This window comes from Ruminococcus sp. 8Y-12 (assembly GCF_058119865.1).
This window is the reverse complement of record NZ_CM176623.1, coordinates 3,264,880-3,287,226: the sequence shown is the minus strand read 5'-3', so window position 1 is coordinate 3,287,226 and position 22,347 is coordinate 3,264,880. Positions and strand designations below refer to the sequence as shown.

19 protein-coding genes are annotated in these 22,347 nt (G+C 49.3%); 2 read left to right on the top strand and 17 right to left on the bottom strand.

Annotation, left to right across the window (positions count from 1 at the left end):
- Positions 1-3: 3 nt before the first annotated feature.
- The 3 genes from AC0THY_RS12770 to trpS all read right to left on the bottom strand — a co-directional run bounded on the left by AC0THY_RS12770 (position 4) and on the right by trpS (position 4,276).
- Positions 4-1,671 carry a two-component system response regulator gene (locus tag AC0THY_RS12770; protein ID WP_489990982.1) on the bottom strand — a complete coding sequence of 556 codons (1,668 nt, stop codon included), beginning with the start codon at positions 1,669-1,671 and terminating at the stop codon, positions 4-6.
- A 215-nt stretch (positions 1,672-1,886) separates the two neighbouring features.
- Positions 1,887-3,176: a Na+/H+ antiporter NhaC family protein gene (locus tag AC0THY_RS12765; protein WP_489990981.1), complete on the bottom strand. Its 1,290-nt coding sequence runs from the start codon at positions 3,174-3,176 to the stop codon at positions 1,887-1,889.
- Between the two features lie 95 nt (positions 3,177-3,271).
- Positions 3,272-4,276: a tryptophan--tRNA ligase gene (gene trpS / locus AC0THY_RS12760; RefSeq protein WP_489990980.1), complete on the bottom strand. Its 1,005-nt coding sequence runs from the start codon at positions 4,274-4,276 to the stop codon at positions 3,272-3,274.
- Positions 4,277-4,572: 296 nt separating this feature from the next.
- On the opposite strand from trpS, the gene AC0THY_RS12755 reads away from it, so the two are divergent.
- Positions 4,573-5,052 carry an S-ribosylhomocysteine lyase gene (locus tag AC0THY_RS12755; RefSeq protein WP_489990979.1) on the top strand — a complete coding sequence of 160 codons (480 nt, stop codon included), beginning with the start codon at positions 4,573-4,575 and terminating at the stop codon, positions 5,050-5,052.
- 6 nt (positions 5,053-5,058) lie between these two features.
- Here the strand turns inward: AC0THY_RS12755 and AC0THY_RS12750 are convergent, their stop codons facing one another.
- From AC0THY_RS12750 to AC0THY_RS12735, 4 genes are read right to left on the bottom strand one after another with little or no spacing between them, the layout of a single operon-like run.
- Positions 5,059-5,610 carry a DUF5662 family protein gene (locus AC0THY_RS12750; protein ID WP_489990978.1) on the bottom strand — a complete coding sequence of 184 codons (552 nt, stop codon included), beginning with the start codon at positions 5,608-5,610 and terminating at the stop codon, positions 5,059-5,061.
- A 9-nt stretch (positions 5,611-5,619) separates the two neighbouring features.
- Positions 5,620-7,479, bottom strand: coding sequence for an alpha-amylase (locus tag AC0THY_RS12745; protein WP_489990977.1), 1,860 nt, complete (start codon positions 7,477-7,479; stop codon positions 5,620-5,622).
- Between the two features lies 1 nt (position 7,480).
- Positions 7,481-9,289: an ABC-F family ATP-binding cassette domain-containing protein gene (locus tag AC0THY_RS12740; RefSeq protein WP_489990976.1), complete on the bottom strand. Its 1,809-nt coding sequence runs from the start codon at positions 9,287-9,289 to the stop codon at positions 7,481-7,483.
- A gap of 38 nt (positions 9,290-9,327) precedes the next feature.
- A complete protein-coding gene (locus AC0THY_RS12735; RefSeq protein ID WP_489990975.1) occupies positions 9,328-10,089 on the bottom strand; it encodes an exodeoxyribonuclease III in 762 nt (253 codons plus the stop codon).
- Between the two features lie 201 nt (positions 10,090-10,290).
- On the opposite strand from AC0THY_RS12735, the gene AC0THY_RS12730 reads away from it, so the two are divergent.
- On the top strand, positions 10,291-10,653 hold the full coding sequence (locus AC0THY_RS12730) for a DUF1292 domain-containing protein (RefSeq protein ID WP_489990974.1): 363 nt from the start codon (positions 10,291-10,293) through the stop codon (positions 10,651-10,653).
- Between the two features lie 92 nt (positions 10,654-10,745).
- On the opposite strand, the gene AC0THY_RS12725 is transcribed toward AC0THY_RS12730, so the two are convergent.
- From AC0THY_RS12725 to fabG, 10 genes are all read right to left on the bottom strand, one after another.
- Positions 10,746-12,620, bottom strand: a complete 1,875-nt coding sequence (locus tag AC0THY_RS12725) for an ATP-dependent helicase (RefSeq protein ID WP_489990973.1) — start codon at positions 12,618-12,620, stop codon at positions 10,746-10,748.
- 12 nt (positions 12,621-12,632) lie between these two features.
- Positions 12,633-14,090, bottom strand: a complete 1,458-nt coding sequence (gene gltX / locus AC0THY_RS12720) for a glutamate--tRNA ligase (protein WP_489990972.1) — start codon at positions 14,088-14,090, stop codon at positions 12,633-12,635.
- Between the two features lie 259 nt (positions 14,091-14,349).
- A complete protein-coding gene (locus tag AC0THY_RS12715) occupies positions 14,350-14,997 on the bottom strand; it encodes a glucosaminidase domain-containing protein (RefSeq protein ID WP_489990971.1) in 648 nt (215 codons plus the stop codon).
- Positions 14,998-15,311: 314 nt separating this feature from the next.
- Complete coding sequence (locus AC0THY_RS12710; protein ID WP_489990970.1) at positions 15,312-16,361, bottom strand: NAD(P)H-dependent flavin oxidoreductase; 1,050 nt, start codon at positions 16,359-16,361, stop codon at positions 15,312-15,314.
- A gap of 10 nt (positions 16,362-16,371) precedes the next feature.
- Positions 16,372-18,108, bottom strand: a complete 1,737-nt coding sequence (locus tag AC0THY_RS12705; protein WP_489990969.1) for an acetyl-CoA carboxylase carboxyltransferase subunit alpha — start codon at positions 18,106-18,108, stop codon at positions 16,372-16,374.
- A gap of 15 nt (positions 18,109-18,123) precedes the next feature.
- Entirely contained in the window at positions 18,124-19,461 is a 1,338-nt protein-coding gene (locus AC0THY_RS12700) for an acetyl-CoA carboxylase biotin carboxylase subunit (protein ID WP_489990968.1), read from the bottom strand.
- A gap of 12 nt (positions 19,462-19,473) precedes the next feature.
- A complete protein-coding gene (gene fabZ / locus AC0THY_RS12695) occupies positions 19,474-19,902 on the bottom strand; it encodes a 3-hydroxyacyl-ACP dehydratase FabZ (protein WP_489990967.1) in 429 nt (142 codons plus the stop codon).
- Positions 19,903-19,912: 10 nt separating this feature from the next.
- A complete protein-coding gene (accB, locus tag AC0THY_RS12690) occupies positions 19,913-20,356 on the bottom strand; it encodes an acetyl-CoA carboxylase biotin carboxyl carrier protein (RefSeq protein WP_489990966.1) in 444 nt (147 codons plus the stop codon).
- Positions 20,353-21,594: a beta-ketoacyl-ACP synthase II gene (gene fabF / locus AC0THY_RS12685; protein ID WP_489990965.1), complete on the bottom strand. Its 1,242-nt coding sequence runs from the start codon at positions 21,592-21,594 to the stop codon at positions 20,353-20,355. The genes accB and fabF overlap by 4 nt, the downstream gene beginning before the upstream one ends.
- An 11-nt stretch (positions 21,595-21,605) precedes the next feature.
- Positions 21,606-22,346: a 3-oxoacyl-[acyl-carrier-protein] reductase gene (fabG, locus tag AC0THY_RS12680; protein WP_489990964.1), complete on the bottom strand. Its 741-nt coding sequence runs from the start codon at positions 22,344-22,346 to the stop codon at positions 21,606-21,608.
- Between the last annotated feature and the right edge of the window lies 1 nt (position 22,347).

Here is a 22,347-nt window from a genome sequence, read left to right as displayed (position 1 = left end):
CCTTTATCCTCTCTGTTTCCCGGCCAATAAACGCTCAAAATCTTTACACGGCATTGGCTTTGCGAAGAAGTATCCCTGCACGTAGTCACATCCGATTTCTCTCAAACGGTCCAACTGCTCCTGGGTCTCCACGCCTTCGGCAACCACATCCAGCTTCATCCACCTTGCAAGACCCATAATAAATTTCAGTATCCCCTGGTCCGAGGGCTTTGCCGTCTCACTCTGGATAAATTTCATGTCCAGCTTCAGAATATCCAAAGGCATCTGATTGAGCATATTCAGGGAAGAGTATCCTGTTCCAAAATCATCCATCTCAATCACAAACCCCTTTTCGCGCAGACAGCTTACGGTATCAATGATCTGTTCCGGATTCTCCGTATAGGCACTCTCCGTGATTTCCAAGTGCAGGAATTCAGGGGATAATTCATATTTTTCCAGAAGCCTTATCAGGTTTTCAACCAAATCTGCCTGATAGACATCCGCCCGGGAGACATTCACCGAGACGGGTACTTGGGGAAGACCTTTTTTTTGCCACTCATGGAGCACTCCGCAGGTCTTTTCCCAGACAAATTGGTCCAACTGCGTTATAAATCCATTTTTTTCAAACAGCGGAATAAACTCACCGGGTGATAAAAATCCCCACTGTGGATGATTCCACCTCACCAATGCCTCCGCACCAGCCAGTTCATCGTTTTTGATCAAATATTTCGGCTGAAGATATATGGCAAACTGCCCCTCCTTGAGTGCTGTCTCCATGCTGTCTGTGATGGCCTGTTCACGCAGCAGCTTGTTTCTCAAATTTTCACCGTAGACGGCAAAGTGCTTTCCGTACTGTCCTTTGATGCTGTGGGCTGCCAAAAAAGCCCGGTCGCACATCTGTTCCACAGATATGGTCCTGTCTATTACCGAGTAAATCCCCCACTTTAGCACCACGCTCTTTGTGTTGGAAAGCTCATTGAGCTGTTTCTCCGCACTGACAAACAGCTCATCCGTGTAGGATTTTGGGCGCTCTAACAGACACACAAACTGGTCGGCATTAAAACGGCCGCAAATACCGTTCTCCCCCACCAGTTTCACATACATATCCGCCACTCCGCAGAGAAGGCGGTCACCTGTGGGGATACCAAAGACATCATTGATAAGTTTAAAATTTTCTATGTCAGAGCAGACAATATCGTACTCTTTGTCCGAATGCTGCAGTATGGTTTCGTTTACTCTCTGGTAAAAGAACTCCTTACTGTAGAGTCCGGTGAGGCGGTCATACTCAAACTGATTAATCATGGCAGCCGTCTCCCTGAGGTGGATAATGCTGGCCACCCTGTGCAATATAATCTGGGGCTTATATGGTTTTGCCACAAAATCGGCAGCCCCGTGTGCCAGTGCAGCAACCTCGTCCGATTCGCTGTCACTCTGTGTTGTAACGATAATTGGAACTGCTGAAAAGATCGGGTCCGCCTTCACGATTGAGAGGAAGGTATACCCATCCATAACAGGCATAATGATATCCAATAGAATCAGGGAAATCTTTCCCTTGTACTCCTTCATGACATTTAAGGCTTCCTGCCCATTTTCTGCTTCCAATACCGTATACTTCTGTGCTAAAATTTCACGCAGCAAGGCACGATTAATCTCATTATCTTCTACAATCAAGATTCTTTTCTGCGTTGTCATATTTTTTCCTTCTCATTCTGTATATATATAAATTTAGACAATCCGCTTTACCCCTGCTGAATGTCCATAGATACTTTATCTTAACACACATTTACTGCCTGTGCAATCTTGCAGTGCCTTCCGTCTCCTGGTTATTCCGTCTTTTGGTTACTGTTCACGCGTTCACAGTATTTTCTCACGGTCTGAACAGTAAATGCTCAGACCTGAGTGAACTGTTACATCTTTTTTCTCCTCCGAAAAGCGATAAACGCCAGGGCGCTGATACACATCAAAAACGGATAGAAAAGGTATGGCATGATCTGAAAAGGCGAGAGTGCGGAGAGCGTGGCTGCAGAGAGCAGCTGAGCGCCATATGGTATAATTCCCTGCCCCACAGACGCAAAGATATCCAACAGCGAAGCGCTCCTCTTAGGAGATACGCCAAACTCATCACTAATCTCTTTCGCAATGGGACCTGACATGACGATCGCCACCGTATTGTTTGCCGTACAGGCATCCACTGCCAAAGCCAGCATGGCGATTCCCACTTCTCCTCCCTTTTCTCCCTTTACTGCCCTGCGGATTACCCGGAGGATAAAGTCAATCCCCCCATGTTCCTTCACCAGGGAGACAATACAGGCCACGATAAATGAGATCACGGTAATGTCATACATACCGGTCACCCCGTCCCCCACAACGGAGAATATTTGTGCTGGAAGAATCGCGCCTGTTCCAACCCCCACAATCAGTGAGAGAATGGTCCCGGCGATCAGCACAACAAAAACATTTAAACCGATCAGGGCGCCCACCAATACTACCAGATACGGAGCCACCTTTAACAGCTCGTAGTCCAAATCTCCAAAGCTCTGCTTTGCTCCTGTTCCGGAGAGTACAAAGAAGATAATTCCCGTGATAATGGCTGCAGGCAGCACAATAAAGAAATTTTCCTTAAACTTGTCCTTCATCTCACATCCCTGGGTACGGACAGCCGCAATGGTGGTGTCTGAGATCATGGACAGGTTATCTCCGAACATAGCTCCGCACACCACAGCCCCGATGCAGATGGGAAGTGCCACCCCCGTCTTGCTGCTGATACCCACACCTATAGGGGCCATAGCAGCTATGGTACCCATGGAGGTACCCATGGAAAGGGAGATGAAGCACCCAATCAAAAAAAGGCCTGTGACCGCCACGCTGGACGGCATGATGGAGAGCCCTAAGTTCACTGTACTGTCCACTCCGCCCGCTGCCTTCACCGCACCGGAAAAGGCCCCCGCTGCCAGGAAAATCAAGCACATGGTAACAATATTTTCATCCCCCATACCATTTGAAATCACGGTTACCTTTGCCTGAAAATTTAGTTTTTTGTTCTGAAGAAATGCCACTGCAAGAGCAATCAAAAAACCGACAATTGCTGGCATACTTTCAAAGCTCCCTGTTACCAGAGCCATACCGATAAATATAATCAGGAAAACTCCAATGGGAAGAAGCGCCCATGCATTTCCCTTTTTTCTCTCATCCTTCATTTTGCCTCCTATGAAAACAGCTTAACTGAGTACGACCACATCTTTCGATGCATTAATTTACTTCATGTAAGCGGGGGATAAATCAGCATTTTCATTTATCTAATCCTGTCAGGGAATCCCACCTTGCGCTGCACCTTGCGCAGCGTTTTCAGTGCATAATAGTTTGCCTTCTCCCCATTGTTCTTAATAACACTGTCAATGTAAGCTTTGTCTTTCTCAAGCTGTGCCACTTTTTCCTGGATGGGCTTTAGCACGGAAACCACAGACTCACCCACAGCCATCTTCAGTTCCCCGTATCCCCGTCCTTCAAACTCCTTCACAGTCTCATCCGGAGTTTTTCCGGTGCAGGTGCTGTAGATGTCTATCAGATTTTTCACGCCGGGCTGCACCTCCCTGTATGCGATCCGGGCTTCTGAGTCTGTCACCGCCCGTTTACACTTTCTCATAATCGTGTCCGGATCATCCATGAGATAGATGCTGCCGTTGGGATTCTCATCGGACTTGGACATCTTCTTTACAGGGTCCTGCAAGCTCATGATCTTTGCCCCTGTCTTTCCGATGTAAGCCTCAGGTATCGTAAACACATCCCCGTAAATATTGTTAAACCGCTCTGCTATGTCCCTTGTGATCTCCAAATGCTGCATCTGGTCAACACCTACCGGAACCATATCTGCCTGGAACAGGAGAATATCCGCTGCCATCAGCACCGGGTAGGTAAAGAGACCGGCATTGATATTGTCCGCATGCTTTGCAGACTTGTCTTTAAACTGCGTCATTCGATTGAGCTCACCCATGTAGGTAAAGCAGTTCAGTATCCATGCCAGCTCCGCATGACCGGAGACGTGCGACTGGTAATAAATACAGTTTTTCTCAGGGTCCAGTCCGGCCGCAATATAGAGCGTCAAAAGCGCTCTCGCTCTCTTTCTGAGTACTGCAGGGTCCTGGCGGACTGTGATGGAATGCAGATCTACGACACTGTAAAAGCATTCGTATTCATCGCTGAGAGCCACCCAGTTCTTCAGTGCGCCAAGATAATTGCCCAGGGTCAGGTTTCCCGTTGCCTGCATTCCGCTAAACAGTACTTTTTTATCATTAATCATTTCTATCTTTCCCTCCATGTATGCTGTTTGATTCGTTGTTGTTTCAATTCAAGCTAGGTAGTTTAACAGAGTACTCCCCCCACCTATTGAGGTGGTAAAATCCTCACTTATTCTTGTTGACTCAAGTACGCCTAATAGCACGTCTATTGTATCACTCACCTAATCTAAAGTCTAGTCCGCCTTTTGTTACGGGTCACGGATCGAGCAATAGCCGCTACTGTTCACAGTAACATACATCTTCCTATTGAATTTACGTATCATTGTGATTATAATGGTTGTAAAAAAGGAGTGTTACCATGGAAAAAATAGCTAGCTTTACCATAGACCACATTAAACTTCAGCCAGGCATCTATGTATCCAGAAAGGATCATATCGGTCAGGAGACTGTAACCACCTTTGATATTCGAATGACTTCCCCCAATGAGGAACCTGTCATGAATACTGCTGAGATGCACGCCATTGAACACCTAGCAGCCACCTTTCTGCGCAATCACCCGGAGTTTGGCAGCAAAATCGTCTACTTTGGCCCAATGGGATGCCGGACGGGTTTTTACCTGCTGTTGGCCGGGGATTACTCATCCCGGGAGATCCTCCCTCTGCTCACAGAAATGTTTGCCTTTATCCGTGACTTTCAGGGCGATGTCCCCGGGGCATCCCCAAAGGACTGCGGTAACTATCTGGACATGAATCTTCCCATGGCCAGGTATCTGGCAGATAAGTTTCTGACACAGGTTCTGGAAAACATAACTGAGGACCGTCTGGTGTATCCTCAATAAAATGTCTTACGCTTTGCTGCTTTCTTTTAAATATCGCATTCGAATATACGCGAAGAGGGCTTTTTCCCCCTTGCGGTCAAGGATTCGCAGCAAATGCTCCAGTTCCTTTGCTGTCTTAGGATGCATCATATAGTGGTGCTTTCCCCTCAGATAATACTTCAGCGGATCATGGACCGTATAGTTTTCCCCATTATAAATTTTGGAGGCAGCGATACGGTCCATAACCATCTCTGCCACATACTTCCTGGGCATCTTTACTCCTGCCATGGGCAATGCATTCTGCTCAATACTGTAGTCAATCCAGTATTCAAAGTGGTGGCGGTTGCGCCCCTTGTGGTGCAGCCAGGCAGAAGAATAGCCCCGCTCCTCCCGCTCTGCGTTATTGGGGCTTCGGTTCCCCTGATAATACCTGCACCCCACCCAAAATTCGATGGGAGAATACTTGGACAGATCGTGCAAAAGTCCCTGGCGGTAAAGTCCCACCTGAAAACACCCTTTCATCACCAGCAGCTTATGACTGGTGATGGTCTTAAAATGCCCGATTGCCTTTCCTATCATGAATCTTCTCTACTTCCTTCCAATCAATACAATGATGGTCCTCTCCGGGACTTTAAACATCTTCTGTCCCCCCAGAGCAGGCTCCTCCCCTACCGGGTATATTCCCTTTGAGGTGTCTATAGCCGTGTACCAGACCATCCCCTCCGGCAGATGGGGCAGCGCAAACTCGTGCTCGATCCAGTGCAGATTATATGCGGCATAGATAAAACAGTCCTCCCCTGCGTACTCCCCGCAGTACATCACTCCAACCTGACGGTTTCCGTTCTCAAATCCGCCAAACCAGGCTCTGTTTCCGTGGTAGGAGAGGTCCGGATACCCGCAGGAGAGCGTATCCATGATGCGCAGTTCCCTCTCCATGTGCAAGATCCTGTGACGCATCCGAAAAGCAATGAGACCTTTTGTAAACTCTCTGACAGACGCATACTTTCTGCTGCACTTCCAGTCCACCCAGCCAATCTCATTGTCCTGACAATAGGGATTGTTATTCCCGTTCTGTGAATTGCCGAATTCATCTCCCGCCTGCAGCATGGGGGTTCCCGCACTCAGCAGCAGCATCACCAGTGCGTTTTTTATCTGGCGCAGACGCAACTCAACAACCTTCTTTTTTCTGCTGGGACCCTCAATCCCACAGTTCCAGCTCAAATTCCAGTCCGGACCGTCCTGGTTTTTCTCTCCATTGGCCTCATTGTGCTTTTCCTCATAGGACACCGCATCCATGAGTGTAAAGCCATTATGGTCTGAGACATAATTGATTACCCCGCAGTAATCCGGATTTCTGCGCAGCCTGTAAACAAAGGAGTCCAGTTGATTTTCATCGCCTTTTAGAAGCCTTCGCATATCCATCTGAAATCCATCATTATATTCACCTAAGTTGCGGACAAACGGCAGCTGCCCATCCGGATAAGTCTCCTCCGGGGGGAAATACTCGCCCAACAGCTTTGTCCCGGTAAAGAGCGGATCTCTGGCCAAAATATTCGCCAGCCTTTGGTTTCCAACCAGATGAAAACCGTCCACATGATAGTTCGTAATCCAGCTCATCAGGCAGCCCGCAGCTACCCTATAGTCCGTCTCTGCAGTAAAATAGATGTCCATCAGCACTTCGATCCCAAGACGGTGCAGGGTGAGCACCATATCCCTGAACTCCTTCGCAGGATGGGCGGTCGCTGCATAGGCAGCCTTTGGAGCAAAATAATACCCCGGACCGTATCCCCAGTAATTGACCTTCGTATTTTCTACCTGCTCTCCCTCTCTGGCAAATCTGGAATTTACTCCCCGCGATGGTCTGATTATCTCCTCAAACTCATAGGCTGGCATCAGTTTTACCTGATTTATACCAAGCTCTTTTAAATACTCCGCCTTCTCCTGAACGCCTTTGAAGGTCCCTCTGTGGCGCACTCCTGAACCGGGCTGTATGGAAAAGCCCCGCACATGCAAGGTGTACATCACTGCATCCTGATACGCTATCCCCGGTGAGGCATCTCCTTCCCAGTCATAATCCCCTGTGTCAAATCCACACCGGATCTCATGTTCCTGTTCCGGCTTTTTCTCTCCGAATGCCCCCTGACCCACCAGCAGTCTTGCGCAGGGGTCCTGAACCACCTTTTCGCCTATGCGGTAATTATATTCATACTTCTCCGCCTTCAGACCCAATACCTTCAGGGCCCGCACATCCCCTGCTTTCGCTGCCTGTGAAAAAGTAATCTCCTCCTCCACCTCACAGGTTCCCTTTTTATATAGAAGTAGGCTGACCGGTTCCTTTGTTTTAACAGCAACCGTAAAATTAATCCCGTCGCCCTCCCTCACTGCACCCAGTCTCTCCACATTTCCTTTTTCTACCTTGTGCTCTGTCCTGCTCTCTTTTTTCTCCAATTCATTCTCCTGCCCTTTCCCGCTCTATCTGCTCTGCCAAGTTATTTAAATACTCCCACCGCTCCATTTTATCCTCCAGCTGCTGTTTTGTCTCTTCCCTTTCCTCCATCAGCCGGGTAAGCTTGTCATAACTGCTGGCGGAAGCCTCAATCTCCTCGTCCAGAGCTCTCAGGCGTTCTTCCAGTGCCTCTATGTCATCATCTATAGTGGCAAATTCACGTTCCTCTTTGTAGCTGAATCTCAGCTTCCTTTCCCTTACACGGTTTCCCCTCTCATTTGAAGTCCCGCTCTTTTCCTCAGACTTTTTCTCTGCCTTTGGCTCACAGTCTTTTACAGCAGCCAGGTAATCTGAGTACCCGCCCTCATATTGGCGTATCACACCCCCTGGCTCAAAGGCAAAAATCCGGCTAACAATCCGGTCCAGAAAGTAGCGGTCATGGGATACGGTAATCACTATGCCGTCAAATCCATCCAGATAATCCTCCAGGATCGTGAGTGTCTGGATATCTAGATCGTTTGTAGGCTCGTCCAGTATCAGTACATTCGGAGCTTCCATCAAGACTCTGAGCAGATGTAACCTGCGCTTTTCCCCTCCGGAAAGCTTCCCTATTGGACTGTACTGCATAGTACCGTCAAACAAAAAGCGCTCCAGCATCTGGGATGCGGTCACGGTACCCTCTTTGGTAACCACATACTCACCGGCATCCCTGATATAATCGATGACGCGGACCTTATTGTCTAACTCCTCACTCTCCTGGGAAAAATAGCCTATCTTGACAGTCTGACCGATCTCTACCCACCCGAAATCCGGTTGGACTCTGCCAGTAATAATCTTCAAAAGTGTGCTTTTGCCGCAACCGTTTTCCCCCACTATGCCGATCCTCTCCCCTCTCAGAAAGATATAGGAGTAATCCCGAAACAGCAGCTTATCTGCGTAGGACTTGGCCAGTTCTCTCACTTCTATGGTTTTCCTGCCCATTCTGGTGGAGACGGAGCTCATCTCTACTGCTGCATCCTTTACCGGTCCGGTCTGTTCCATCAGATTTTCAATCCTGGCAATATGTGCCTTCTGCTTGGTGGACCTGGCTCTGGCCCCCCTGGCCAGCCACTGCAGTTCCGTGCGCAGCAGGCTTTGGCGTTTGCGCTCTGAGGAAACCTCTATATTCTGTCTGGCCTCTTTTAGCCTGACAAATTCTGAGTAATTACCCGGATAATTGTAAATTTTCCCCTTGTCAATCTCCACAATCCGGTTGGACACCCGGTCCAGGAAATAGCGGTCATGGGTTACCATGAGTACAGCGCCCCGGTAGGCTTCCAGAAACCCCTCCAGCCATGATGCCATCTCATTGTCCAGATGGTTGGTGGGCTCGTCCAGGATCAAAATGTCCGCAGGCAGCAGAAGTACAGAAACCAGCGCAGCCCTCTTTTTCTGCCCGCCTGAGAGGTGCTCTATTCTCTGGTCAAAGCCCGTAATCTTCAGCTGGTTCAGCATTGCCTTTGCTTCGCTCTCCACTGTCCACTCATTCATCTTTGTTCGGTTTCCCGAGAGCACTGCCTCCAGAACAGTATCCTGTGGTTGAAAGGTGGGGTTCTGCATCAGCATCCTGACAACCACCTGGCTTCCTTTCGTCACGGTTCCTTCATCCGGGCTCTCCAGACCTGCCGCAATTTTCAGCAAAGTGGACTTTCCGGTTCCATTGATTCCAATCACGCCTACCTTATCTCCAGTGCTGATACTGAAGTCTGCCTGATCAAAGATTTTTCTCTCCGTGTATACCTTCGTCAGATTTTCGATTGTTAAAAGATTCATTTTCTGCCTTCCTCTGTTTTTGGTATCTTGGCCGACGCCTACGCTTCCATTGAGATGTCAAGCTCCACCGGACAGTGATCTGAACCCAGTACCTCTGTGTGGATCTTCGCATCCTTCAGCTTTTCTTTTAAGCTCTCTGAAACACAGAAATAGTCAATGCGCCACCCCGCATTCTTCTCCCTGGCCTTAAACCGGTAAGACCACCAGGAATAGATCCCCTCCTGATCCGGATAAAAATAGCGGAAAGTATCGATAAAGCCCGCCTGTGTAACTTCCGTAAATTTCTGCCGCTCTTCATCTGTAAATCCGGCGTTTTTCCGGTTGGTCTTTGGGTTCTTTAGATCAATCTCTGCGTGTGCCACGTTCAGGTCCCCGCAGAAGATGACCGGTTTATCTGCCTCCAGCCTTTTTAAATATGCCAGGAAGTCTGTTTCCCACTGCATCCGGTAATCCAGCCTGGCCAACTCGCTCTGGGAGTTTGGAGTGTAAACTGTGACCACATAGCAGGAATCATACTTCAGAGTTATCACACGCCCCTCCTGATCATGTTCCTCCATTCCGATTCCATAGGTTACTTGAATAGGTTCCGTTTTTGTGAAGACCGCGGTTCCGGAATACCCCTTTTTCACCGCGTAATTCCAGTATTGATAATAGCCGGGAAGCTTTAGATCAATCTGGCCCTCCTGCAGCTTTGTCTCCTGAACACAGAAAATATCTGCATCCGCCTCATGAAAAAAATCCAGAAAGCCCTTCTGCACACAGGCTCTCAATCCATTTACATTCCAGGATATCAGTTTCATTCTGTCCGTACCTCCCTGTCCTTTTTATTTAAATCGGCTTCACCGATAGGATGTTACCCTATTATTATTTTCAGGATAAAGGCATTATAACATAGGAAATGGATATTTGGCAAAACAATTTAGGACTTGCAATTGTACGCTCCTTCTGATAAAGTGAAAGTAATCGTTTAACAAAAATTTATGAAATGAGAGGTACAGATTATGAGCGAACACGATTACGATTGCGGCGGAGACTGCGGATGCTGCGGCAGTGACTGCGGTGAAGGGGAGGCAAGGGTAACCCTTACCCTGGATGACGGTACGGTTGTGGAATGCGCGGTACTCACAATCTTCCCTGCAGGCGATAGAGAATATATTGCACTGCTCCCTCTGAATGAAGACGGTGAAAACGAGGATGGAGAAGTATTCCTCTACCGCTTCAGCGAGGAAAACGGAGAACCGTCCCTGGAGAATATTGAGGACGACGAGGAGTACGAGACTGCTGCGGACGCCTTTGATGAATTTCTGGACTCACAGGAATTCGAAGAACTGATGGATGATGATGACGATAACGAATTGAATTAATCTGCTCTGCAGGGTATCAAAAAAGGCTGACCATTTATTTGGTACAGCCTTTTTTGATACCTGTGAAGGTACTGAACAGTTACAAATCTGCTTCACTCCAGCGGCCTCTTCCTCTCACCGGCATGGGTATCCCGCCCGGAGGGCTTCCTGCGAAGCTCCTCGATAAACCGGGAGGGTATCAGGGTTTTTCCATACCGCTCTTTTGCATAATAGATATGCAGGCGCTCCTTAGCCCTTGTCATTCCCACATAGAACATCCTGCGCTCCTCCTGCAGATCACAATCCAATACCGCCTTGCGGTGGGGCATGTTCCCCTCATTGGCATCCGCAATAAATACCACCGGGAACTCCAGACCTTTCGCGCTGTGCAGCGTGGTAAAGGTCACTGCATGCTCCTCTCTTAGCTTTCCCGCCTGCTGGCGCAGAGTGGCCGCATATTCCTCCATGTGGGCAAACCAACTGTCATAGCTTGGAAAGTTCCTGGCTGTCTCCTGAAGCTCGTTTAAGACCTCATACAACTCCTCGGGCTTGATTCTCCGGTACTGGGCATACTCTGTCAAATACTCCTCATAGCCGATACCGTGGCGGATAAAGTTGATGGCAGCATAAGGAGTCATCTTTTTTAAGAGCTTCAGATCATACTCCAGCTTGTCTATCCGTTCCACCATCCAGTCTTTTTCCTCATAATACTTTCGCAGATTTTCAAAGGAAATCTGCATCTCATCCAGACACTCTCTGCCAATATAACGCTTAGGCCTGTTTATAATCTGCATAAATTCCTTTCTCTCCCTGCTTCCCTGGGCAATCCGTATATAAGAGATGATATTCTTCGTGATCCAGTGCTCATAGATGTTGGGCATGGTATCCCGTATGCAGAAGGGTATGTTGTATTCCATAAATTTTTCCACCAGTAGCCTGGCGCCTGTATTCGTCCGGAATAAGACCGCAATGTCCTCGTGGGAACGCCCTCCCTCCAGGTATTCCTGCACTTTTTTTACCAGATATGTATTTTCACTGTACTGATCTTTAAATCCATGCAGTTCGATTTTTTCCCCTGCTTCCTTCACGCCGTGAATCTCCTTTGGATAGCGGGTGGTATTGTTTCGAATCACCCTGCCTGCCCCTGCAATAATATTCTCCACAGAGCGGTAATTTTCCTCCAGCTTTACAACAGCAGCCTGTGGGTAGTCTTTTCCAAAGTTCAGCATAATTTCCGGTCGTGCCCCCCGAAAGCGGTAGATGGACTGATCATCATCCCCTACAATAAACAGGTTATCCTCTGGCTGGGCCAGCATGCGGACCACCTCATACTGAATCTGGTTAATATCTTGAAATTCATCAATCAGAATATAGCGGAAACGTTTCTGCCAACCGCTTCGGATGTCAGGCCTCTCTTTAAACAGTTCCCAGGTATAGACCAGCATATCATCAAAATCCAACAGTCTGGCCCGCTCCAGCTTTTTCTGATAACTTCCGTAGATTTCACGAAAGACCTCCTCCGGACAGTTTGTGGAGTAGTAGTGTTCCAGAGGAATACGGTCGTTTTTCACCAGACTGATCTCTGTGATAATACCGGAGATAAACTCTGACTCATCTTCAATCTCCAGATCCATTTTTTCTATGATCTCTTTTATATACTGGTACTTCTGCTCCTCTCTCAGGATATTAGTTGAGGCAAAGTGGTAGGCATGCTTCAGGATTCCAAAGAAAACAGCGTGAAATGTACCAAAGGTAACCGGACATTTCTGATCGCCCATTGCCCTCTGAAAACGCTCCTTCATCTGGGAAGCCGCAGCCTTTGTAAAGGTAATCACCAAAATTTCCATTGGATTGACCTTTCGCTTCTGTACCAGATATTTGATTCTCTCTGTAATCACGGTGGTTTTGCCGGAACCGGGCCCTGCAAGACAGATGCAGGGTCCCTCGGCATGGGCGACAGCCCTTGACTGAGTTTCACTTAACTCCATAGATTCCTCTCTCTAAACAGCCTGGCTCAGCTTCTCGATGGCTGCCCGGATACGTTTCAGAGACTCTTCCCTGCCCAGCACCTCCAGGATCTCAGTTGCACCGGCAGGAGTCATCTGCTTTCCAGATGCTGCGGTGCGCACGGGCCACATCACATAGCCGTTTTTGCACCCCTTCTCCGCCACGTAGGCAGTGAGCATCTCATACAGGGCGTCGTTGCTGTAGTCCTCCTGGGCCTCCAGCCTGGGAAGCAGCTCTCTTAGCACCTCCAGGGAGGAGGCTTCGCTGGTCTTCATCTTCTTGTGGGTATACATAGTGGTCTCGTACTCCGGTACCTCCTGGAAAAAGTCTATCAGGTCCGGAATATCCGGAAATACTTCGATGCGCGTCTTCACCATCTCAGCAATTTTTCGAAAATCCAGATCCCTGTGAATCGTATTTCGGATATAGGGCAGCGCTTTCTCATAGAAGGATTCAAAATCCATTGCCTTAATGTACTCCCCATTCATCCACCGCAGCTTTGTCATATCAAATACCGCAGGGGATTTGCTCATATGACGGTAGTCAAAGGCTTCTACCAGTTCCTTTAAGGTAAACATCTCACGGTTGTCCTCCGGACACCAGCCCAGCAGAGCCACGTAGTTTACAATAGCCTCTGTCAAAAATCCCTGGTCCACCAGATCCTCGTAGGAGGAATGGCCGCTGCGCTTACTCAGCTTTTTGTGCTCCTCATTGGTAATCAGTGGACAGTGCACATAGATCGGAACCTCCCATCCAAAAGCCTGGTACAGGCGGTTGTACTTGGGTGCGGATGAGAGGTACTCATTTCCCCTCACTACGTGAGTGATTCCCATCAGGTGGTCATCCACCACATTGGCAAAATTGTAGGTGGGATAACCATCAGATTTAATCAGAATCATATCATCCAGCTCTGCGTTGGGAACCTCAATCACGCCGTAGATCTCGTCCTCAAACCGGGTAGTTCCCTCTTGGGGCATGTTCTGGCGGATGACGTAGGGTTTGCCCGCTGCCAGGTTGGCCTCAATCTCTTCCTTGGACAGATGCAGGCAGTGCTTGTCATAGATCACAATCTCTTTCCCGGCTATCTCCTGCTTCAGGGAATCCAGCCGCTCTTTGTCACAGAAACAGTAGTATGCTTCCCCCTTTTCAATCAACTCTCTAGCGTATTTCAGATAGATGCCCTGCGCCTGGCGTTCACTCTGTACGTACGGTCCCACCCCGCCGTCTTTATCCGGTCCTTCATCGTGAACCAGACCGGTCTCCTCCAGGGTGTGGTAAATAATCTCCAAAGCCCCTTCCATAAAGCGCTCCTGGTCTGTATCTTCAATGCGGAGCATAAAGTCTCCGCCCTCATGCTTTGCAATCAAATAGGCATACAAAGCTGTTCTCAAATTGCCCACGTGCATTCTTCCTGTGGGACTTGGAGCAAATCTTGTTCTAACCTTACTCATGTTGTTCTCCTTCTACCGGTATCTCTTTATTTCTTGAAACCAATTCGGATCTAATTATATACCGAAATATGACGGTTGTACAGACTTATTCATTACTGTTCACTCAGGTCTGAGCATTTACTGCTCAGACCGTGAGAAAAAGGTTCAAGGGTGCTTAAATCCCATCGCCGCAGGCGATTTTGCATGGATTTATGCATGTTACTGTGAACGTGTGAACCAATGTCATCAACTTTAGATATTGACGTGTGAACAGTAACACTTATTCTGCCTGTATCTTCTTTACCATTGTCAGGATATTCTCTCCATAATCCTCCGCGGCTGCCCAGCCAAATCCTCTGGGATTCTCTTTTTGCCCCAGCCACTCCACATAGGGGGCGCTGCCCTTCACTACGAGATCATAGCGCTCATCCACACATTTTTCGGACAAGGACTTGTCTGTGGCATAGGCCTTGAGATGCTGAATCTGCGCCCGCACTCCTGTTCGCACGTCACTAAAACTGCTTCCCGGCACACCGCCTCCTGTACTCCCAAGGCCCGCAAAATTAAACTGTCCGATCTGTACATCTCCGCCAAACTGCAGCCACCCTGTCTCCAGCATGGTCTGTGCAAACGCCACCTCCGGCTTGATGCCCTCCAGCTTTGCTTCCTCCACAAAAATCCTGCAGAACGTCTCCAGATCCGGTGCACCGCCCTCTGACAGTTCCTTAGCCGGATACTCCTGACCATTGTTATTAAAAAATTCCTCCAGCTGTGCTGCATTCACTTTGGACTTTCCCATAAGGGCATAGAGATTCTGCTGTGCCTGCACCTCCTGCTTTACAATGTTTACCGCATTTATTTGAGTCTTCTGGGCCGGATTAATGGCAAGTCCCAGACTCAGAAAAAAGATTGGTAATGCTGCGCTCATATTTTGTTTTCCTCCATTTAATGTTTATCGAAAAGACTGTTCCATAAAGGATATGTCCTGTTGTCAAAGTAATATACTATATTTGGTGTTTCCATTGGGTGTATTATACCATATTTTCGATTAAATGGAATCATTATTTTATATTTCTGTAATACTTTTGATACATTTCCCCAGCAGCGAAGGTGATATACAACGGATTTTGCAGCGTAACTGTGAGGTAACGGAACAGTTCATAACTTTATAAAAAAACAGGGAATCCTTACCTTAAATGGCAGATAATTTCCCTGTTTTACTCATTGGCAGTTGCGCCAGTATTACTCCATCTCTTTTAATATATCTGCTACATGCTCCAGCCTGTGTGCCCTCCACGCATTGTCTCCGCAAAAGAGCAGCCCTTGGTCTGTATTCCCTTTCACTGCATTGACCAGAGCCCTGGTGATACAATAGGGGATCTTGGAGGGATTGCATCTCTCCAGACACTTGTAGCACTTTCCAGTGACACCGCACCCTTTGGCCTCACTCAGGAATGGATTGGAAATGGCCCTTCCGGGAAGCCCCACAGGGCTGTCTACTATCCGGATATCCTCTTGTCTGCAGTCCAGATAAGTCTGTTTATAAGCCTCACTTGCATCACACTCATAGGTGGTCACAAACCGTGTCCCCATCTGAACCCCATCCGCTCCCAGTGCCAGCACATGCTCCAGATCACTCCGGTCATAGATTCCACCTGCCACTACCACAGGAATATGCCTTTCGTACTTCTGGGCGTAAGTGTCCACAACCTCCAGGATTCCCACAATCTCCTCTTCATAGGTCTCTGTGGTAAACTGCTCCAGCTGTTCCCTGGAAAATCCAAGATGCCCACCCGCTCTGGGGCCCTCGATCACTACCAGATCCGGAACCCTTTTGTGCTTTCGATCCCAAAACTTACAGATCACTTGAGCAGACTTAATTGTGGAGACAATAGGAGCAATCTTAGTACTGCTCCCCTTAACCAGCTCAGGCAGCATTGTAGGAAGGCCCGCTCCTGAGATAATCAGGTCAATTCCTGCCTTGACCGCTGCCTTCACATACTCCGCATACTGCCTGGTAGCCACCATAATATTGACTCCAAGCACGCCGCCTTTGGCCAGCTTCCTGGCCCTTTCGATCTCTTTTCCAATGGCCTTTAGATTAGCCTCCATGGGAGATGTCTCAAACTCAGGCTCCCGGTAACCGATTTGAGCTGTTGAGATCACGCCCACTCCTCCTCCTGCTGCCACTGCGCCTGCCAGCCCTGAAAGACTAATTCCAACGCCCATACCGCCCTGAATAACAGGCAGCCTGGCCGTCAGCTCTCCTATTTTCAATGATTTTATATCCATACGCACCTCCTTACATCCTGCGGAACCGGTCATATCTCTGTTCTGCCAATTCCCGGGGAGAATACGCGCTCTCCCTCACCAGGAAGTCCTTCATATGGGTTTTCATGACTTTTACAAGTTCCGGCACCGTATCCTGGCAGGCCGGCTCCCGTTCCGGAATGATCCGCTCAATGATTCCCAATTCTTTTAAATCCGCAGCAGTGATCTTCATCACCTCTGATGCCTCCTGGGCCCTCTTACCATCCTTCCACAGGATCGTGGCAAACCCTTCCGGGGAGAGGATGGAGTAGGTGGCATTTTCCAACATCCACACTTCATTGGCCACAGCCAGCCCCAGGGCGCCGCCGCTGCCGCCCTCGCCAATGACAATACTCAGAACAGGTACCTTAAGCCCAGCCATCTCCATTAGATTTCTGGCAATGGCTTCCCCCTGTCCCCTCTCTTCAGCCCCGATGCCGCAGGCAGCTCCAGGTGTGTCCACAAAATTGATGACAGGCCTTCCGAATTTGTCCGCCTGCTTCATCAGGCGCAGCGCTTTGCGGTATCCTTCCGGGGAAACCATCCCAAAATTCCGGCTGATATTTTCCTTCGTGGTCCTTCCCTTCTGCTGGCCGATCACAGTGACCGGCTGGCCGTCCAGCAGGGCAATTCCTCCCACCACAGAACCGTCATCCCGAAAGCTTCTGTCCCCGTGAAGCTCCACAAAGTCTGTAAAGATCCCCTGGATGTAATCCAGGCTGGAGGGGCGCCTGGCCATACGCGAGATCTCCACTCTTTCCCAGGCGGTGGCCGGACCGGCTTTGATCCTCCCTATATCCTCTGACTCTTCCTCCTCACATGCTTCCGGTGTAAAATTTGTATATCCCTTTTTTCCGTGGACAGCAATCAAATACGAGAGTATTTCCTTCTGTCTGCTGCGCTCCACAATTCCGTCAATGATTCCCTTTTCCACCAGAAACTCTGCCCTCTGGAATCCCTCCGGAAGCTTCTCACCGATGGTCTGCTGAATTACCCTGGGTCCCGCAAAGCCGATCAGGGCTCCCGGCTCTGCCAGAATAATGTCCCCCAGCATGGCAAAACTGGCGGTCACTCCCCCTGTGGTGGGGTCTGTGAGCACTGGTATATACAGCAATCCGGCGTCTGAGTGGCGTTTGATGGCTGCAGAGGTCTTAGCCATCTGCATCAGGGAGACAATTCCCTCCTGCATCCTGGCTCCCCCGGAGCAGCAGAAAAGAATTACGGGAAGCCTCATTTCAGTGGCTCTCTCTATGGCCAAGGTGATCTTCTCTCCCACCACATACCCCATACTGCTCATGAGAAACCGGGCGTCACAGACGCCAATCACCGCATCCTGCCCGCCGATCTTTGCCTTTCCAATGGTGACCGCTTCCCTTAAATGTGTCTTCTCCCTTGTCCTGGCCAATTTTTCCTGGTACCCTGGAAAATCAAGTGGATTGCGGTCCTCTATCTCTCTTCCCCACTCCTCAAAGGTTCCCTTATCCACGATCATCCGCATTCTGGTCTTTGTCTTAATACGGAAATAGCCGCCGCATTTGGGACAAACATAGTAGTGCTCCGCCACATCTTCCTTGTAGAGCATTCTGCCGCACCCCGGACATTTCACCCAAAGTCCTTCCGGCACGGAGGGTTCTGCCTCCCGCTGCGTCTGTCTCTCCCTGGGCACTTCCTCTGTGCGTCCAATGGGAATATAGGTGGTCTTTTTAAACATATCCTTTAGTTTCGGCATCTTCTACTCTCCTTGCTAGAAATGTTCTTCTATAAAAGCAGTTGTGAAATTTCCCTTCTGGAAATCCTCATTGTTTAATATCTCGTACTGAAAATCCACATTTGTGGTCACTCCGTCCAGGATCAGTTCCCCAAGGGTACTGCGCATTTTATCAATTGCCCTCTCCCTGGATTTGTCATGGACGATCACCTTTGCAATCATGGAATCATAGTATGGGGGAATCTCATATCCGCTGTACACAGCGGAGTCAATGCGCACTCCAAATCCCCCCGGCAGGTGCACCTCATCGATCACCCCGGGACAGGGCATGAAGTTCCTTCTGGGATCTTCCGCATTGATCCTGCACTCAATGGCATGGCCCTGCAGCGCCACATCCTCCTGCTTGATGCTCAATGGCAGACCGGCGGCAATGAAAATCTGCTCTTTAATCAAATCCACGCCGGAGACCATCTCTGTCACAGGATGCTCCACCTGAATCCTGGTGTTCATCTCAATAAAATAAAAATTTTTATCCGCATCCAGCAAAAACTCAATGGTCCCCGCATTCTCATAGCCGGCTGCTCTGGCTGCACGCACGGCTTCATCCCCCATCTTTTTCCGAAGCTCTGCGGTTAGAACTGCACAGGGGGATTCCTCGATCACCTTCTGGTGGTTTCTCTGAATAGAGCAATCCCGCTCCCCCAGCTGGATCACATTGCCGAACTTGTCGGCTAAAATCTGAAACTCTATGTGCTTTGGTTCCCGGATATACTTTTCTATATACATGGTATTGTCACGAAAGGCCCTCTCAGACTCCATCTGTGCTGTCTGAAAGTTTTCCTGAAAATCAGTTTCTGACCAGGAGATGCGCATCCCCTTGCCGCCTCCCCCGGAGGAAGCTTTGATCATCACTGGAAATCCGATTTTTTTTGCAATTTCCAGAGCTTCTTCTGCATGATACACCGGCTCCTTTGTGCCCGGAACCACCGATACTCCCGCACGACGCATGGTATCTCTGGCTGCGGACTTATTTCCCATACGGCTGATGACCTCAGCGGAGGGCCCAATAAAGGTGATATTGCACTTCTCGCACATTTCCACAAATTTGCTGTTCTCTGAGAGAAATCCAAAACCTGGGTGAATTGCCTCCGCTTTAGTGGCAATGGTGGCGCTCAAAATCCGCTCCATATCCAGATAACTGTCCAAAGACGGCGCCGGGCCGATGCATACCGCCTCATCTGCCAGCTGTGTGTGCAGCGCCTCCCTGTCAGCCTCCGAGTACACGGCAACTGTCTTGATACCCAGCTCCCTGCAGGCCCGGATAATGCGTACCGCAATCTCTCCCCGATTGGCAATCAATATTTTCTGAAACATACACTCTCGCTCCTATCCGATGGCAAAGGTCAGCTCCGCCAAAACCGCTGCCTTTCCATTCACAGATGCCGTAGCCTTACCGATTCCGATTGGGCCTTTCTGCTTAATCATCTCCACCTCCAGGATCAATACATCCCCCGGAAGCACCTTTTGTTTAAATTTAGCGGAATTTATGGCCCCAAAATAAGCGGTCTTACCTTTAAATTCTTCACAGCTCAGCATTACCACTGCCCCTACCTGGGCCAGGGCCTCCACGATCAGCACGCCGGGCATCACCGGTTCCATTGGAAAATGACCTGCAAAATACGGCTCATTGTAGCTGACGCATTTTTTTCCAACCCCTCTTTTACCAGGCTCCAACTCCTCGATGGTGTCGATCAGCAGCATGGGCTGTCTGTGGGGGATAATCTCCATAATTTCCTTTGTTGTTAAAACCGGCATAGCTGCCCTCCTATCTGATGATAAACAACGGCTGGCCATATTCTACCATCTGCTCATTCTCAACAAGAACAGCCTCCACCACGCCATCGTACTCACATTCAATCTCATTCATCAACTTCATAGCCTCAATGATTCCCAGAACCTGGCCCTTCTTTACCGTATCACCCACCTGTACAAAGGGGTCTTCTTCGGGTGAGGAGGCATTGTAAAAGGTACCCACAAGAGGCGCTTTCACCTGTTTCCCTGCGGGCAGCTCTGTATATTCACCCTTATCCGAAGATTCGGCATTCACCTGTACAGGCATCACTGCCGCACCTGCAAGAGACACGGCTGCTTCCCGGCCTTTTTTCTTTTTCATGGAGAGCTTAAATCCCTCCTCCTCCATAAGGAAACTGTCCAGCCTGGAGGAAGACACTTTGTCAATTAATTTTAACAGATTTTCCAATTCCATCATGCTTCCTCCCTGTATCTTTTCACCAGAATACTTGCATTGTGTCCGCCAAAGCCCAGAGAGTTGCTCAGGGCGTACTCCACCGGCTCCTGTATGGCATCGCCTGGTACATAGTTGAGATCCAGCTCCTCATCCGGTACCTGATAACCCACGGTGGGATGAATATAGCCCTCCTGTATCTCTTTTACACAGGTAATAAACTCAATGGCTCCGGCTGCTCCCAGCATATGGCCCACAATGGATTTGGTGGAATTGATGCGCAGGTTTTTTGCGTGCTCTCCAAACGCTTTTTTGATGGCTCTTGTCTCAAACAGGTCATTGTGGTGTGTGCTGGTGCCGTGGGCATTGATGTAGGTGATATCCTCCGGCGCAAGTCCTGCCTCCCGGACTGCATTAGACATGGCTCTGGCTGCTCCCTCACCGTCCTCTGCTGGGGAAGTAATATGGTAGGCATCGCTGGTGGTACCATATCCGGCCAGCTCAGCCAGAATCCTGGCACCTCGTCTTTTCGCATGCTCCAGCTCTTCCAAAATTACAATTGCCGCACCCTCTCCCATGACAAAGCCACTCCGCTCCTTGTCAAAGGGGATGGAGCACCGCTCTGGATCTGTGGATGAGGAGAGTGCCGTGAGGGCTGCAAATCCTCCCACACCGATGGGACAAACAGAGGCCTCTGCCCCTCCGGCCACCATCACGTCCGCCTCCCCTGTCTGGATACTGCGAAACGCCTCTCCAATGGAATGGGTTCCGGTGGCACATGCGGTGACCACGTTCAGACTCTTTCCCTTCAGCCCAAAGTGGATGGATACGTTTCCGCAGGCCATGTTGGAGATCATAAGGGGGACCAGAAGCGGATTGATCCTGCCCGGACCTCTGTTTTCCAGTTTCGTATGTTCTCTCTCCATGGCCTGAAGGCTTCCGATTCCGGAACCCACACAGCAGCCCACCAGATATGGGTCCTCCCGGCTCATATCCAGACCGGACTGGTCCATTGCCTCCCTGGCCGCCGCCACTGCAAACTGGCTGAACAGCTCCATGCGCTTGGCTGACTTAAAGTCCATATACTCCTTAGGATCAAACCCTTTCACCTCCGCTGCAAGAGTTGCTTTATACTCAGAGGCATCGAATCTGGTGATCACCTCAAATCCCGTCTTCTTTTCCTTCACACTCTCCCAGAAACTATCCACACTCAGTCCCACTGGAGTGATGGCTCCCATTCCTGTCACTACTACTCGTCTCATCCTGTTCCTCCTTACATGGCCATCCCGCCGTCTATATGAATGATCTGTCCTGTAATATATTCCGCCCTGTCCGAAGCCAGAAATACTGCTGCCTCAGCGATATCCTTGGCCTGCCCAAACCGCTTAAAGGGAATCTGTGCAGTCACACTCTCCTTCACAGCATCCGAAAGCACTTCCGTCATCTCCGTATCAATGAATCCGGGAGCAATGGCGTTGACATTGATTCCCCTGGCTGCCAGTTCTCTGGCCATGGTCTTGGTCAGCCCTATAACTCCTGCCTTGGACGCAGCATAGTTCGCCTGGCCTGCATTGCCAAGCACACCGGAAACAGACGAGATGTTAATGATCTTTCCACTCTTTTGCTTCAGCATCTGGCGGGCAAGATGACGGATGGTATTAAAGGTCCCTTTTAGATTCGTATCAATTACCCGGTCGAAATCTTCCTCGCTCATCTTCATAATCAGATTATCCCTGGTTATTCCGGCATTGTTTACCAGAATATCGATGTGTCCATATTCCCTCACCAGATCCCTTATCATCTTCTCCACAGCATTGTAATCAGCCACATTGCACTGACAGGTCACTGCCCTGCCACCCTGACTTTCGATCTCTTTCTGCACCTCCACGGCCCTCTTGGCGGAGCCGTTGTAATTGATAATTACCATGGCATGCTCCCTGGCAAGTGTCTTCGCAATCTCTCTCCCAATGCCCCTGGAGGCACCCGTCACTAAAGCTACCTTTCCTTCCAGCATA

Coding starts and splice junctions, on each gene's coding strand:
- AC0THY_RS12735 (WP_489990975.1), bottom strand. CDS start 10,089: ATGAAACTGATATCCTGGAATGTAAATGGATTGAGAGCCTGTGTGCAG.
- AC0THY_RS12730 (WP_489990974.1), top strand. CDS start 10,291: ATGAGCGAACACGATTACGATTGCGGCGGAGACTGCGGATGCTGCGGC.
- fabG (WP_489990964.1), bottom strand. CDS start 22,346: ATGCTGGAAGGAAAGGTAGCTTTAGTGACGGGTGCCTCCAGGGGCATT.
- AC0THY_RS12765 (WP_489990981.1), bottom strand. CDS start 3,176: ATGAAGGATGAGAGAAAAAAGGGAAATGCATGGGCGCTTCTTCCCATT.
- AC0THY_RS12740 (WP_489990976.1), bottom strand. CDS start 9,289: ATGAATCTTTTAACAATCGAAAATCTGACGAAGGTATACACGGAGAGA.
- AC0THY_RS12755 (WP_489990979.1), top strand. CDS start 4,573: ATGGAAAAAATAGCTAGCTTTACCATAGACCACATTAAACTTCAGCCA.
- fabF (WP_489990965.1), bottom strand. CDS start 21,594: ATGAGACGAGTAGTAGTGACAGGAATGGGAGCCATCACTCCAGTGGGA.
- gltX (WP_489990972.1), bottom strand. CDS start 14,090: ATGAGTAAGGTTAGAACAAGATTTGCTCCAAGTCCCACAGGAAGAATG.
- AC0THY_RS12750 (WP_489990978.1), bottom strand. CDS start 5,610: ATGATAGGAAAGGCAATCGGGCATTTTAAGACCATCACCAGTCATAAG.
- accB (WP_489990966.1), bottom strand. CDS start 20,356: ATGATGGAATTGGAAAATCTGTTAAAATTAATTGACAAAGTGTCTTCC.
- AC0THY_RS12715 (WP_489990971.1), bottom strand. CDS start 14,997: ATGAGCGCAGCATTACCAATCTTTTTTCTGAGTCTGGGACTTGCCATT.
- AC0THY_RS12700 (WP_489990968.1), bottom strand. CDS start 19,461: ATGTTTCAGAAAATATTGATTGCCAATCGGGGAGAGATTGCGGTACGC.
- fabZ (WP_489990967.1), bottom strand. CDS start 19,902: ATGCCGGTTTTAACAACAAAGGAAATTATGGAGATTATCCCCCACAGA.
- AC0THY_RS12770 (WP_489990982.1), bottom strand. CDS start 1,671: ATGACAACGCAGAAAAGAATCTTGATTGTAGAAGATAATGAGATTAAT.
- AC0THY_RS12725 (WP_489990973.1), bottom strand. CDS start 12,620: ATGGAGTTAAGTGAAACTCAGTCAAGGGCTGTCGCCCATGCCGAGGGA.
- AC0THY_RS12705 (WP_489990969.1), bottom strand. CDS start 18,108: ATGCCGAAACTAAAGGATATGTTTAAAAAGACCACCTATATTCCCATT.
- trpS (WP_489990980.1), bottom strand. CDS start 4,276: ATGATTAATGATAAAAAAGTACTGTTTAGCGGAATGCAGGCAACGGGA.
- AC0THY_RS12710 (WP_489990970.1), bottom strand. CDS start 16,361: ATGGATATAAAATCATTGAAAATAGGAGAGCTGACGGCCAGGCTGCCT.